Raw genomic sequence first — 13,194 nt, 5'->3', positions numbered from 1 at the left:
TGGGTGGGTATTTATTGAGTTGAGAAGTTAAAGGGGTAAGAGCTGAGAAGGAGCGGGGGGTTACAAGCCGTTCTTGCGGTATGGTCGGTATGAGTTGTCGCCAGCGTAAGGGTATGGGACCGTGCGTGCGATTGCGCCGGTTCCACCGGCCTGTTCAAGGACGTAGTACGAAGTGCGTGATTCGTCTGTCCACCCGTTGAAGATGACCACGTGACCGTTGGCGCCCTCAGTGCCTGGGCCACCCTTCAGCAGAATGTCTCCTGGCTGAAGCTCGTCTTTAGAAATCGGGTGTGCTACCTGCGGGAGCGTTACCGTGCTGTAGCTGTGATCCAACCCCCATGCCATGGAGACGAAACCTGAGCAGTCTGTGCGGTACGGCTTGCCGTCGGGGCCGTTTGTGTAGGCCTCCATCGAGTATGGAACGCCTCGTTCTACCCACGAATTGGCGCGCTTGATGATCTCCTGGCGGTCTTTTGTGCCTGCTGCATCAGGTTTAGGCTGATCATCGGGTAATGGTTGGGCTTCGCTGGCCTGAACAAAAGTCTTGTTATCCTTCGCACACGTGCCGTCAGCGTGGTGAGCGCTGTTCCCAGTTGTCACTTTACAAACAGATGCCTGTGTTCCAGGAACGAGTTCTTTTGCCCATGGGAAAGCGAATATGCCCGCGATAATGATAGCTACGACGACAGTAATACCGATGAATTCAACTGTTCCGAAGCCGTCTTCGCTTGTGTCTTGACGCTTGTGCGCTGCTGTGACAGTGTGCATCGTGTTCTCACCTGTGATGTACGTGGGGATAGCGAGGGAAACCACATTCAATGGTAGTGACCACCAACGCAAAAGTCTTGGGCACAGGGGCCTAAGATTCGCCCAAAGTGTGCATGGACCGCGCATATCGGTTAGCCCACGAATGAACAGGAACATACATGGACTCCATAGTTGACTGGTGGAAAGTAGCTCTGCCCGCGGTTGCAGCGATCTTCTTCGGGTGGAGGTTCTTTGGCCACCGAATCCGTAACCTGTGGGACAAGAAGGCCTGGCAAGAAGATGGACACATCGTTGCCGTCGATATCAGTGTCACCAAAAACGCGCGACTTAAAGGTGATTTCTCGCCTCTGAATACGCGAGTAGTTGCCAGGTTGAAGTCAGGCGAGATGATTGTCGACGGTTGGGGCGAGGACACCAATTGGGTGCCTCGCCAAGTTCGGGTGCAAGTTTTCGCAAACGGTGGCCACGTGATCAATCAGTTTGAACCCAAAATCAACAGTGCAGACTCCCTCGAACAACAGGACGCTATTCGGCAAATGAAGGAAAACTACTATAGGTACTGGTTACATGAACCAGTACCAGCAACAGTGTGCATGCGCAAAAGCGGGCGATGCTTCATCACAACCTGACGGTGTTAGCCTTGGGGCGAAAGTTTTTCGTTTTGGCGCTGGGACTTCATGTCAGTAAGTCGGCTAAAGAGGTACTAACCGTGAAAAAGATGAAGACGTTTACTACGCTGGTTGCTTCCGTTTTGGTGGCCACTCTCATGTCCTTGAGTGTCGCAGGATGTGCGAGCGAAGACCCTGGTGCTGTCGATGACTCTCAAGACAAACAAGACCAAACAGACGTGTTAGAAGTGAGCTCGGGGCCACTCACCGTTACGGTGCCCAAAGACTGGGTAAAGTTTGACAAGACAAGTGACCCTGAAAGCATCAAAGACCCTTGGGTCGTGGGGGCGCGCGACAGTGATACAGAAATGACGACCCAACTTAGGCTCACGAAAAACACTGGTGAGAGTCCACATGTAGACGCTACAAATCAAGCTGTGCTGTACGGCAATGTGCTAGGAAATTCCGCCGAAATCAGTCCAAAAGGGGTGGAGAACGTAGACGTCAAAGGTGCCGATGAGGCTCAGGTTGCCTATTTCGAAGTTAAAGATGCTGACGGTGACTACTGGAACGGATTGTTCATGTCCGCCGGTAACCGCGAAACCGGTAACGTTTCGACGATGGAGCTGATCAGCTTTCGTGGAGAAGGCTTTTCACAGGATGATGCAAAGGACCTCATCGCAAACGCTACATACGACAAGAACAAAGAGTAAACACTAGAAAGTCTTAACTCGTGCCCCTGTGTAGCAGCTTGATAGCAGGTTTCTGCTGGGACCTATCGAAGGCTACTCAGGGAACTTTCGTCCCGTCAGCCTCTCAAACGCCTCAATATAACGGGCGCGAGTTGCCTCGACCACCTGGGTAGGAAGTTGCGGCGGTGCTACACCAGAATCTTTATCCCACCCAGACTCTTCACTGGTCAGCCAGTCACGCACGAACTGCTTGTCAAAGCTGGGCTGTGACTGCCCCTCAACGAAACCTTCCGCATCCCAAAAACGTGACGAGTCAGGTGTCAGAACCTCATCTCCCAACACAATCTGGCCCGTGAAATCACGGCCGAACTCAAACTTGGTGTCAGCCAAAATGATCCCACGCTCGGCCGCAATCGATCGCGCGCGCTCAAAGAGAGCCAGCGTCAGCGACTTCAACGCCTCCGCATCGCTGTCACCAAGAAGCTCAACTGTTTGGTCAAACGTGATGTTCTCATCGTGATCACCCAACTCCGCTTTAGTCGCAGGGGTGAAGATCGCGGGCTCTAACTTAGACGCCTCGCCCAAACCTTCGGGCAACTCGTTACCACACACGGCCCCAGTCTTCTGGTAGTCCTTGAGCCCAGACCCGGTGAGGTGGCCGCGTGCCACGCACTCAACCGGGAACATACGCAGGGGTTTGACGATCATTCCACGGCCGGCCACCTCGGCCGGAACATCAACCGTCAACACGTGGTTACCAACCAGATCAGACACCTGATCAAACCACCACGCGGTCAGGCCAGTGAGCACCTTTCCTTTGTCTGGAATAGGCGTGGGAATCACGTGGTCATACGCAGAAATCCGGTCAGACGCAACCATGAGCAAGCGGTCCGCGTCATCCATGTTTTTCGCCTCAACAGCGATGTACAGATCGCGCACCTTGCCTGAGTACACGTGCGTCCAGCCAGGAACCTGCGGCGCTTGCGAGGCCCACCACGCAACAGAGCTACGGGGAGCCTGCGCACCTTCCGCTGCGTTTTCAGCAACGCTTTCAACCTCGCCGGAACCAGCCGCTACCGGCACGCGAATAGCACCCTGCACGGCAGCCGAGGCAATGTCGTTGCGGTACGTTTTGCCTTCCCACGTGATCAGGTCACCAGCGCGGTACGCCAGTTCGCGTGCCTCCTGCAACGAAGGCGCGTTAGCCACGACTGACAGGACACGACCACCATTGGTCACTACCTCGCCCTGCTCGTTCACCGCAGTTCCCGCGTGCAACACCATGACACCGTCAACAGCGCCAGCCTCTTCCAAACCGGCAATGGGGTCACCTTTGCGTGGCGACGCAGGGTAACCCTCAGCAGCAAGAACCAAGGTGACGGAAGCATCTGTACTCCACTCCAGACGCGAGTACTCACTCAATCGCCCTTGTGCCGCCGCAAGCAAGAGCGCTCCCAGCGGAGTCTCTAAACACGACAGCACTGACTGTGTTTCTGGATCTCCAAAACGCACATTGAACTCAACGACCTCAATGCCGTTCTTGGTCAACGCCAGCCCGCAGTACAGCAACCCCACGAACGGGGTCCCACGCCGAGCCATCTCATCGACAACCGGCTGCGCCACCTGCTCCACAATGTCGTCAACCAGGTGACCGGGCGCCCACGGCAGCGGCGAATACGCGCCCATGCCACCCGTGTTGGGCCCCTGGTCGCCATCCAGTGCTCGCTTGAAATCCTGCGCGGGAGCCAGTGGCACGGCCGTGGTGCCGTCACAGACTACAAAGAGGGACACCTCGGGCCCGTCAAGGAAGTCTTCGATCACCACCCGGTCAGACTCTTCCAAACACGCAACCGCGTGGTTGAGGGCCTCGTCGAAATCCCGGGTGACAACAACGCCCTTCCCCGCGGCTAAGCCATCAGCTTTCACCACGTGTGGGGCACCAAAGCGGGTGAGGGCTTCCCGGGCTTCCTGCGCCGAGGTCGCCGCCACCGACGCTGCTGTTGGCACCTTGGCTGCGTCCATGACTTCTTTAGCGAAGGCTTTCGAACCTTCTAGCGCAGCCGCAGCCTGAGACGGGCCAAACACGGCGATTCCAGCTGCCCGCAAAGCGTCGGATACTCCTGCAACCAGAGGAGCCTCTGGCCCAATGACCACAAGCGACGCGTCGCATTCCTGAGCAAGAGAAGTCACCGCTTGTGGGTCGGTCGCGTCAACAGGGCGGGTTTCGCACATCACGTCGATTCCCGGGTTACCCGGGGCGGCGATCACGGTGTGCACCATGGGGTCGCGCGACAAAGCAGCCACTAGAGCGTGTTCACGGGCACCAGAACCAATAACTAAAACCTTCACGCTCTAAGCCTATCGTCTGGCCCCACGCGATTAGAAGGAGTACGCGACGCCGAGTGGTTAGAGTAGGAGCGTGACTACACACTCTGATTCTCAACCGTCATCTGCACACGCGACACTGACACTGGACCACGCGGCCGAACTCGCGATCGTGGAGCGCAGTGGCTTCATCGAGTCACGTCACGCGGGAGTCGCCGTGGTCGTTGACCCAGACGGGGCGGAAGTTCTGAGCTTGGGCGACCCCACCGCCCCGGTCTTAACCCGCAGTTGCCTCAAGCCGCTCCAGGCAATCGCGGTATTAGAAGCAGGGGTTGCCCTCAACGGCCCTGAGCTCGTGTTGGCAAGTGCCTCTCACCGGGCCGAATCACGCCACATCGACGTGGTTGAACGAATGCTTCGCGAAGCCGGTCTCAGCGCTACTGACCTTCAGTGCCCCAGCGTTCTCCCTGCTGATCCGGCCAATCGCCATCGCGTTGGCGAGACCCCTTCGCCGGTGTTCTTCAACTGTTCTGGAAAACACGCAGCGTTCATGGCAGCACAAGTCCACGCGGGCGAACCAACCGAGGCGTACCTCGACCCGGACTCCTTCATCCAACAGCGAGTCCGCGAAACCGTCACCGAATACTGTGGCGAAGCACCCGCCTTCACCGGCGTGGATGGGTGCGGGGCTCCCGTTCACGCGGTGTCCCTGACCGGCCTCGCCCGAGGTATCTCAAAAGTCACCGCCGGCCGCACCATTCCGGGTAAAAAGTTGGTACAAGCCGTGTTGGACAACCCCTGGGCTATACAAGGTCAGGGGAAGGCGAACACGGTTGCGATTGAACAACTGGGTGTGTTCGCTAAGTTCGGCGCTGAAGGTGTGCTGGTCATGGGAACCCGCGAAGGCTACTGTGCGGCAGTCAAAGCACTTGACGGTTCAGGCCGTGCGACAACCTTTGTGGCACTGGAGCTTCTGGCGCACATTGGCGCGTTGGACGCCCGGGACGTGCTCAACGTTTTACCCCATGTCACGCCAGCCATCACAGGTGGAACAAACCCCGACGGCACCACCAGAACTGTGGGAAGCATCAGCGCAGGTGCAGACCTCTACGCGGTGTTGCAGGGGCGCGCATGAGCATCCGCAGGCGCATCAAAGTTGAAGCCGGGCGCAAAGCTGTAAACGACTGGCAAGCAACCGACACCCCAGACCGCACCGCCCTTGCAACGGCCGTGCGCTACGCCTTGGAAGAACTGGCAACCCGCGCGCCCGGAAACACCGTGGAAGTGCGCGTCCCGCCGTTTGGCGTCACCCAGTGCATCGCAGGCCCCACCCACACACGTGGCACGCCACCCAATGTCGTCGAAACCGACGCCGACACCTGGCTCGCGCTGGTGACCGGCGCACTCACCTGGGCCCAAGCCGTGGACCAAGCCCGGGTGAGTGCTACGGGAACCCGCTCCGACCTCGGCGAACATCTGCCCCTGTGGCCGTGAACACACTGTGAAACACACAAGCGCACTCAGCGCGTGAGTGCCACAATGGCCGGTATGACCCATCACACAACATCGTTTATTGTCGGCCGGCACGTCCCTTCGATCAACACATATGCCAACATCGATCCCGCAACGGGGCGGGAACTGGGAGAAGTGGGGCGCAGCACCGCTGACGAAGTCGACCAGGCGGTTGCGGCCGCAGCTCGGGCCCAAAAGGAATGGAAAATCAGCTCACCTGAACAGCGCGCAAAACTGCTGGTCGCCGTTGGGCAGCTCATTCAAGAAAACCGCGAAAAACTGGCGCGCATCGAAAGTGAAGACACCGGCAAGCCACTCACGCAGGCGTATGCGGATGTTGACGTGTGCGCTCGCTACTTCGAGTTCTACGCCCACGCAATCGAATCGTATTACGGTCACACGATCCCCTTAGGCGACGGCATGCACGCGTACACGCGCCGCGAACCCTACGGTGTCACTGGGCACATCGTCGCGTGGAACTACCCGCTGCAGTTGGTGGGCCGTGCGGTTGCCACCAGCCTGGCGACGGGGAACTGCGCAGTTGCAAAACCTGCTGATGAGACTCCGCGTTCAACCGTGCTGCTCGCTGAGTTGGTTGCCCAAGCAGGGTTCCCGGTAGGTGCGTTTAACGCGGTGACAGGTTTAGGTGCCGAGGCGGGAGCAGCTTTGGCGGCTCACCCAGGGGTTGCGCATTTAGGGTTTGTGGGCTCCACTCAGACAGGGTCGCTCATTGCGCACGCGGCGGCTGACCGTGTTGTGCCCACTGTTTTGGAGCTGGGTGGCAAGAGTGCCAACATCGTGTTCCCAGACGCCGATATTGACGCAGCGATCCCCAGCCTGGTGCGCTCGATTGTGCAGAACGCGGGACAGACGTGCTCAGCGGGGTCACGGCTTTTGGTGCACCGCGACGTGCATGACCAGGTCGTAGACGCAATGGCTACAACCATGAGCACGCTGACCATAGGGCGCGGAACCGACGACCCTGATCTGGGGCCACTGATTTCTGCCAAACAACTTGAACGAGTCAACGGGTTCCTCAACCGACTCGAAGGTGGAACCGTGGTGTGCGGAGGATCTGCGCCAGAAGGCCTCAGCGACGATGTGAAGGGTGGCGCTTTCTTCGCCCCCACGATTGTCGACGGGGTAGACCCGGCAAGTGAAATCGCGCAGGAAGAAGTATTCGGGCCGGTTGTCGCTGTCATGTCCTTTGACAGCGACGAAGAAGCGCTTGCGCTCGCCAATGGAACGGCATACGGCCTGGTGAGTGCCGTGTGGACTCAGAATCTCTCACGCGCACACCACATGGTTAACAACATTGACGCAGGCCAGGTTTTTGTCAACACCTACGGTGCCGGCGGGGGAGTGGAACTGCCGTTTGGTGGATTCAAGAAGTCCGGTTACGGGCGCGAGAAATCCATCGAAGCTCTAGACGAATACACCCAGACAAAGACCGTGGTGATGAAGGTATAGCGCGACGGGGCGAAACGGCGGGTGCACCGTCGATGTGCGAGTTTTTCACTCCAGGTAGACTTGTGTGGTCATCTCAGTGAGGAAGTGAATGAAGGACACAGTAGACGTCACCGTTCGCCGTAGCCCCCGCTACTCAGTTTTCGTAGGTCTAGGGGTCATCGTCGGTTTCATCATCGCCGGTATTCTGGCGTTCTTACCCGTAGATACCAGCACACTCACGCAAGAGTACTCACAGGCCTCAATCTTGGGCATCCTCATGGCGTTCCTGGGTATCGTAGGTGGATTCTTAGGGGCTCTCGTGGCCCTCATCATTGACCGTTCGTCCGTCAAAAACGCAAAAACGTACACGGTAAGCGCGAAATACGAAAAGGTGGCCGAACCCCAGAACACCACGGACGCTCCTGAGGCTACGGAAGTCTCTGACACCTCGGGACCGGAGGACGCTGACGCAGGCTCTGACACCTCGGGCGATCAACCCGGCACGCCACCTGTGGAACAATAGTCACGTGGCACGCGCAGATGGACTCCTCACAGATCAAATAGACCCTTCCGAAAAGGCCCAAGACGAATGTGGCGTATTCGGAGTGTTTGCGCCCGGCGAAGAAGTCGCCAAACTCGTGTACTTTGGGCTCTACGCTTTGCAACACCGCGGGCAAGAGTCCGCCGGTATCGCAGCAAGCAACGGGTCACAAATTCTGGTCTACCGCGACATGGGACTGGTATCCCAGGTCTTTAGCGAAAGTGACCTAGAAACCCTGCCCGGGCACTTGGCGGTCGGGCACACCCGCTACTCAACAACCGGCTCATCCACGTGGGCGAACGCACAACCAACCCTGGGACCCACCCCATTTGGCACCGTGGCGCTTGCGCACAACGGAAACCTCACCAACTTTGCTGAGCTGGAGGCACTGGCCGACGACCGTCGCCACATGCACCAAGAAACCGTGCGTGAAGCCACCCAAAAAGAAAAACGCACACGCCAGTTCCGTGACTCCTCAAACGACACCTCACTGGTCACCGAACTTCTTGCAACGACTGAAGGCGACAACCTCACCGAGGCCGCCCTTGAACTCTTCCCTAAACTGACCGGCGCGTTCAGCCTGGTGTTCATGGAAGAAAACCGGTTGTACGCAGCACGTGACCCATGGGGTGTGCGACCACTGTCCTTGGGTCGTCTTGAACACGGCTGGGTCGTCGCCTCGGAAACCGCGGCACTGGACATTGTGGGTGCCTCGTTTGTGCGCGATGTGGAGCCCGGTGAACTCATCGTCATCGACGAAGAAGGCTTAAGGTCACACCGCTTCGCCGAACCCACGCCTGCCCGCTGCGTGTTTGAGTACGTGTACTTGTCACGCCCGGATAGCGTGCTCGAAGGCAAAACGGTACACGCGGCACGCACCGAAATGGGACGCGAACTGGCTCGCGAATACCCCGTTGACGCTGATTTAGTGATCGCTACTCCCGAATCCGGAACCCCAGCCGCTGTGGGATATGCGGAAGAATCCGGGATCCCCTATGGTCAGGGCCTCATGAAGAACGCGTATGTGGGACGTACATTTATCCAACCCACACAGACCATTCGGCAACTGGGAATCCGACTCAAACTCAACCCGCTACGCGAAAACATTGAAGGAAAGCGTTTGGTGGTTGTGGACGATTCCATTGTGCGCGGAAACACCCAACGCGCTCTGGTGAGGATGTTGCGGGAAGCTGGGGCCAGGGAAATCCACATCCGGATTTCAGCCCCACCGGTTAAGTGGCCGTGCTTCTACGGCATCGATTTTGCATCGCGTGCCGAACTCATTGCCAACGGGCTCAACACTGACGAAATCTGTCAGTCCCTAGGCGCTGACTCACTGGGCTACATCAGCTTGGACGGCATGATCAAAGCCACCCAGCAGAACCCAGCCGAGCTGTGTACCGCGTGTTTTTCTGGAACCTACCCAATTCCGCTCCCAGACAACACATAAAAGGAGTGCTGACATGACTCAGAAACAGACCACTTACGCAACAGCCGGTGTCGACGTTGAAGCCGGTGACCGAGCTGTTGAACTCATGAAATCAGCGGTTGCCGCAACACACAACGAACACGTGTTTGGCCAAGTGGGTGGCTTCGCTGGCATGTTCGACGTCAGTTTCCTCAAGGACTACACACGTCCACTATTGGCCACTTCCACCGACGGTGTGGGAACCAAAGTGGCGATCGCGCAAGCCTTGGACATTCACCACACGATTGGTTATGACCTGGTGGGCATGGTCGTTGACGACATTGTGGTCTCAGGTGCCAAGCCTTTGTTCATGACTGACTACATCGCGTGCGGAAAAGTCATTCCTGAACGCATTGCCGGGATTGTGCGTGGTATTGCAGAAGCCTGTAAAGAAGCCGACGTTGCTTTGGTGGGTGGCGAAACCGCTGAGCACCCCGGGCTTTTGGGTCCGGATGAGTACGATGTGGCCGGTGCTGCCACCGGTGCCATTGAAGCGGACGATCTTCTGGGCGCGCACAAGGTCAACGCTGGCGATGTCATTATTGGTCTGCCGTCCTCTGGTATCCACTCCAACGGCTATTCGCTGGTGCGCCGCATCATTGCGGACGCAGGTTGGGATCTCAGCCGTGACGTTGCCGACTTTGGCCGCACGTTGGGTGAAGAACTTTTGGAGCCAACCAAGGTGTACACGGGTGAACTTCTGAGCCTGTATGAACGCGTACCCGGTGCGGTCCACTCCGTGTCGCACGTGACCGGGGGAGGGCTGTCTGCAAACGTTGCGCGTGTTCTGCCAGCAGGCACGGTGGCGGTCATGAAACGTGACACGTGGGACGTCCCTGCCGTGTTTAACGTGCTGGGTGATCTGGGGAACGTGCCACGTGCTGATCGCGAACGAACATGGAACTTAGGCGTTGGCATGGTTCTGGTGGTGGATGGCGCCCGTGCTGCCGAGGTCGTTGCCGCCTACCCGGGAGCATGGCACCTGGGTGAGGTTATCAGTGACACCGGTGAGTACCGCGAGAACCCCGACTACGTACAGGGCGCAAAAGGGGTAGACGGCGGAGCAGCCATTCTCATTGACTAAGTCGGGCGGGCCCGGGAGCGGGCGCGTGCCTGACATCATTGCGTGAAAACGTGTGTGGGCCCAGCCAGAACGGCTGGGCCCACACACGTGATGCGTCATGTTTAACGCCAGTTGTTGACTTCGGAATCTTCCTCTTCTTCGTCGTAGTGCGCATACTTGTCTGCGTACTCGGCGTAATCCGGGTCCTCGTCGTACTCGTCGTAGTCGTTGTCTGAGCTTACAGATCCTGCACCGAGTTCACGCTGGAGTGCGTTCAAGTCAGTTTCCGGACTGTAATATTTGAGCTTCCGGGCTACCTTGATCTGTTTTGCCTTTGCGCGGCCGCGACCCACAGACGTCGACCCCCTTATCTTTGTGTTCCAGAGCTTTGAGGTGGCTATGCCCTGGCAGATCTCTTGTTAGTATTCGACAAAAGTCTAGCGTCAAGCAACGATAAAGGCCATTTGGCAAAGAGCATTCCAAGGAAAAATTGAGACACACATGCGGGGCCCGCGGTGTGCAAAAACACCACTTGTCGATAGCATGCACGTATGCCCTATCAGCGTGACTACCTAATTCATTTGCGCGTGTTTGAGCCTGTAGAAGTCTATTCACACGCGCATCACGGAGCCATTCCTCACAGGGCAGGTTTAGAAGATCTGGTCTGCGCTGACGCAGATCGTCGGCTCATTTCGATGCCGCCAGACCCCGTGCCTTCCAGATTTCGAGACGCCCCAATGGTGCTGTCTGGTGAAGACGCGGGTGACAACCGAGACCGAGTGTGCCCGGTGCAGGACGACGTCCGTGGGTGGCAAGCATTGGACATTCTCATGGAAACAACACCTCGGGATGAACTCGACGCGATGGTGCCAAAAGTGGCACGGAGGCGGGCGCACGCTCGCCGGGTCGACTGGATGAACTCCGAGGTGGACGACCGCGTCTTTACCCGCACCTCGGCGTGGGATGTGCCGCCAATCTGGTGGCTGGCCGTGGACCCGGACACGGACACGATAGTGGAAGAAGAGCAACCCGACGGTGCCGTGCGGGTGAGGATCCGAACGGAGCTGTTGACGGCCTCGGCCCGAACGGAATGGGCGCTGGACATTCTGCGCAACAAGTCCCAAGCAGAATTTTTCATGGAATCAGTGTCCGACTTCCTGGAATGGCTGGACAGTTTTGACATGGGATCCATTCTGGAACTGGACTTAGGCGGGATGAGCGACGTGCAGTGGCCACACACCGGGGCGGAACTGGTGCTCGACTGGCTGGACGCGTTGGATTCTGACGACATGGAGTCGGCGCGGATTGCTTTTGACACGTTTACCGAGGAGTGGGAGATGCGCTCCTTGTTCGCGCAGAGTAGCTAGACCGGTAGAATCGGTGGCGTGAACTCCCCACAAATTCCTCCAAAACCGGCAGCCCCGCCCAAGCCCCAAAAACCCCCGGTGGCGCAGGCTGATGCCGATAACCCGTGGCTGAACCCGAAAGCGCGTCGCTCATCTGAGGAAGGCGAAGCTGGTAAGGCATCGAAACCTAAGAGGGCGAAGCGGCGACGTACTCAGCGCAAGAAGAAGCGTGAACGGAAGCCGGTCAATGTGCCCAAGCTGGGGTGGTACTTGTTTGCCATCACCATGCTGGGTGCTGTGTTTGTAACGCTTGCTATTGGGTAGTGACAAAAACAAGTGTGGGACGGCTTGCTCCGTCCCACACTTGGTGCGTTTTGAGGTTTACTTTTCTAGTCGGACTTCAAAAAGACGTCGCCATTCGTCCATTCGCGAATCGATGTCATTCATTGCAGTCAACGCTGTAAAATAATTGACTCGTGCTGAATGGCCATTTCCAGTGCAAACCATTGACCAGGAAATAACAATTCCTGACTTTGGGTCGCGCTTAACGTTAGTCGAATGGCAGTGTACGGTGTCAGTCTTGATTTTTGCCACCGCATCGCCGGGTGCACTTATTTTCTGACGAGCCTTCGAGCCAACAGGGGAGTGAACCTTCTTTTGGTTCGACTGGACATTCGCTGTAAAACGGTTTCCGTTCGCCTTGTAACTCGACAGCTGCGATTCGTTCTTGTTCGCAAACTGGTATGCGCCGTGACGTCCGAATTCGCCCAACGGAGAGAGAACAAAAAGTGGGTTTGCGGGAACCGCAGGTCCAACCTTAGGTGGAGGAGGAGTGTGCGCTAACGCAAACGCCGGAATGAACTTTTCGCGAACGTCGCGCGCGGCAGCCAGGGCTGCGGCATCGGCTGCTTTTTGCGCCCGTCCTCGAGAGTCGTTAGCTTCGCCGAAAATGAAGACCCCGACTGCAGCCGCAATGATTGCTATGGACAACAGGATGACGGCCAGTGATACCTGACCGTCATCCCGTCTAAACCTTGAGTGAAGCATAGGCCTGATCTCTAGCTTCCTTGGTTCAGTTTATTACTGTCCTGGGGTGTATTTTTCATTACCCTGGAAGATGCCTTTGATGACGTTTTCAAGGCCCTTCTGGATCTGCTCGGTACCCTTGTTGTTGAAGAAGAAGATGATACCAGCGATAACGATTGCTGCGATAACGGCGATACCGATGTATTCGATGGAGCCCTGACCAGCTTCGCGACGTTCCTGAAGTTCTGCGAAGAATGCGCGAGCGTTAACGTCTACCTTGTGAGCCATGAGTTCAAGCTTGTTCATGATTAACCTTTCGAGATGTGTCCGGGTTGAGGGTGTGCCTGACGTTCTGTCTGACATGTTTAACTATTCCGTGTTCGAGGCCGTGTTGCG

15 protein-coding genes are annotated in these 13,194 nt (G+C 57.3%); 10 read left to right on the top strand and 5 right to left on the bottom strand.

Annotated features, from left to right (window positions below; translation table 11 throughout):
* Positions 1 to 60: 60 nt before the first annotated feature.
* Complete coding sequence (locus tag QP868_RS01150; protein WP_284924677.1) at positions 61 to 768, bottom strand: NlpC/P60 family protein; 708 nt, start codon at positions 766 to 768, stop codon at positions 61 to 63.
* A 158-nt stretch (positions 769 to 926) separates the two neighbouring features.
* Between QP868_RS01150 and QP868_RS01145 the strand changes: the two genes are divergently transcribed.
* Together QP868_RS01145 and QP868_RS01140 are read left to right on the top strand one after the other, a co-directional pair.
* Positions 927 to 1,397 carry a hypothetical protein gene (locus QP868_RS01145; protein ID WP_284924676.1) on the top strand — a complete coding sequence of 157 codons (471 nt, stop codon included), beginning with the start codon at positions 927 to 929 and terminating at the stop codon, positions 1,395 to 1,397.
* An 89-nt stretch (positions 1,398 to 1,486) separates the two neighbouring features.
* Complete coding sequence (locus tag QP868_RS01140; RefSeq protein ID WP_284924675.1) at positions 1,487 to 2,089, top strand: hypothetical protein; 603 nt, start codon at positions 1,487 to 1,489, stop codon at positions 2,087 to 2,089.
* 72 nt (positions 2,090 to 2,161) lie between these two features.
* Here QP868_RS01140 and purD read toward each other — a convergent pair whose 3' ends face one another.
* On the bottom strand, positions 2,162 to 4,417 hold the full coding sequence (gene purD, locus QP868_RS01135; protein WP_284924674.1) for a phosphoribosylamine--glycine ligase: 2,256 nt from the start codon (positions 4,415 to 4,417) through the stop codon (positions 2,162 to 2,164).
* Positions 4,418 to 4,487: 70 nt separating this feature from the next.
* Here purD and QP868_RS01130 point away from each other — a divergent pair, with 70 nt between their 5' ends.
* From QP868_RS01130 to purM, 6 genes are all read left to right on the top strand, one after another.
* Positions 4,488 to 5,528: an asparaginase gene (locus QP868_RS01130; RefSeq protein WP_284924672.1), complete on the top strand. Its 1,041-nt coding sequence runs from the start codon at positions 4,488 to 4,490 to the stop codon at positions 5,526 to 5,528.
* Entirely contained in the window at positions 5,525 to 5,887 is a 363-nt protein-coding gene (locus tag QP868_RS01125; protein ID WP_284924671.1) for a sterol carrier family protein, read from the top strand. The genes QP868_RS01130 and QP868_RS01125 overlap by 4 nt, the downstream gene beginning before the upstream one ends.
* Positions 5,888 to 5,932: 45 nt before the next feature.
* Positions 5,933 to 7,375 (top strand): aldehyde dehydrogenase family protein, encoded by a 1,443-nt coding sequence (locus QP868_RS01120; RefSeq protein ID WP_284924719.1) that lies wholly within the window; start codon positions 5,933 to 5,935, stop codon positions 7,373 to 7,375.
* Between the two features lie 88 nt (positions 7,376 to 7,463).
* Positions 7,464 to 7,877, top strand: a complete 414-nt coding sequence (locus QP868_RS01115) for a hypothetical protein (RefSeq protein ID WP_284924669.1) — start codon at positions 7,464 to 7,466, stop codon at positions 7,875 to 7,877.
* A 4-nt stretch (positions 7,878 to 7,881) separates the two neighbouring features.
* Positions 7,882 to 9,345 (top strand): amidophosphoribosyltransferase, encoded by a 1,464-nt coding sequence (gene purF, locus QP868_RS01110; RefSeq protein WP_284924668.1) that lies wholly within the window; start codon positions 7,882 to 7,884, stop codon positions 9,343 to 9,345.
* A gap of 13 nt (positions 9,346 to 9,358) precedes the next feature.
* Positions 9,359 to 10,447 (top strand): phosphoribosylformylglycinamidine cyclo-ligase, encoded by a 1,089-nt coding sequence (gene purM, locus QP868_RS01105; protein ID WP_284924667.1) that lies wholly within the window; start codon positions 9,359 to 9,361, stop codon positions 10,445 to 10,447.
* 101 nt (positions 10,448 to 10,548) lie between these two features.
* Here purM and QP868_RS01100 read toward each other — a convergent pair whose 3' ends face one another.
* Positions 10,549 to 10,779: a DUF3073 domain-containing protein gene (locus QP868_RS01100; RefSeq protein ID WP_005884218.1), complete on the bottom strand. Its 231-nt coding sequence runs from the start codon at positions 10,777 to 10,779 to the stop codon at positions 10,549 to 10,551.
* 198 nt (positions 10,780 to 10,977) lie between these two features.
* Between QP868_RS01100 and QP868_RS01095 the strand changes: the two genes are divergently transcribed.
* Both QP868_RS01095 and QP868_RS01090 read left to right on the top strand, forming a co-directional pair.
* The gene (locus QP868_RS01095; protein WP_284924665.1) at positions 10,978 to 11,793 is read left to right on the top strand and encodes a DUF8083 family protein; all 816 of its coding nucleotides are present in this window, start codon (positions 10,978 to 10,980) and stop codon (positions 11,791 to 11,793) included.
* Between the two features lie 18 nt (positions 11,794 to 11,811).
* Positions 11,812 to 12,096, top strand: a complete 285-nt coding sequence (locus QP868_RS01090; RefSeq protein ID WP_284924663.1) for a hypothetical protein — start codon at positions 11,812 to 11,814, stop codon at positions 12,094 to 12,096.
* 57 nt (positions 12,097 to 12,153) lie between these two features.
* Here the strand turns inward: QP868_RS01090 and QP868_RS01085 are convergent, their stop codons facing one another.
* A complete protein-coding gene (locus tag QP868_RS01085) occupies positions 12,154 to 12,819 on the bottom strand; it encodes a pilus assembly protein TadG-related protein (RefSeq protein ID WP_284924661.1) in 666 nt (221 codons plus the stop codon).
* Between the two features lie 33 nt (positions 12,820 to 12,852).
* Positions 12,853 to 13,104 carry a hypothetical protein gene (locus QP868_RS01080; RefSeq protein ID WP_284924659.1) on the bottom strand — a complete coding sequence of 84 codons (252 nt, stop codon included), beginning with the start codon at positions 13,102 to 13,104 and terminating at the stop codon, positions 12,853 to 12,855.
* Positions 13,105 to 13,194: the final 90 nt, after the last annotated feature.

The sequence above is a fragment of the Brevibacterium sp. UMB1308A genome, assembly GCF_030230605.1.
Taxonomy (GTDB): Bacteria; Actinomycetota; Actinomycetes; order Actinomycetales; family Brevibacteriaceae; genus Brevibacterium.
This window is presented reverse-complemented; position numbering and strand designations above follow the sequence as displayed.

Coding starts and splice junctions, on each gene's coding strand:
- QP868_RS01150 (WP_284924677.1), bottom strand. CDS start 768: ATGCACACTGTCACAGCAGCGCACAAGCGTCAAGACACAAGCGAAGAC.
- QP868_RS01145 (WP_284924676.1), top strand. CDS start 927: ATGGACTCCATAGTTGACTGGTGGAAAGTAGCTCTGCCCGCGGTTGCA.
- QP868_RS01140 (WP_284924675.1), top strand. CDS start 1,487: ATGAAGACGTTTACTACGCTGGTTGCTTCCGTTTTGGTGGCCACTCTC.
- QP868_RS01125 (WP_284924671.1), top strand. CDS start 5,525: ATGAGCATCCGCAGGCGCATCAAAGTTGAAGCCGGGCGCAAAGCTGTA.
- QP868_RS01120 (WP_284924719.1), top strand. CDS start 5,933: ATGGCCGGTATGACCCATCACACAACATCGTTTATTGTCGGCCGGCAC.
- QP868_RS01115 (WP_284924669.1), top strand. CDS start 7,464: ATGAAGGACACAGTAGACGTCACCGTTCGCCGTAGCCCCCGCTACTCA.
- purM (WP_284924667.1), top strand. CDS start 9,359: ATGACTCAGAAACAGACCACTTACGCAACAGCCGGTGTCGACGTTGAA.
- QP868_RS01095 (WP_284924665.1), top strand. CDS start 10,978: ATGCCCTATCAGCGTGACTACCTAATTCATTTGCGCGTGTTTGAGCCT.
- QP868_RS01085 (WP_284924661.1), bottom strand. CDS start 12,819: ATGCTTCACTCAAGGTTTAGACGGGATGACGGTCAGGTATCACTGGCC.
- QP868_RS01080 (WP_284924659.1), bottom strand. CDS start 13,104: ATGAACAAGCTTGAACTCATGGCTCACAAGGTAGACGTTAACGCTCGC.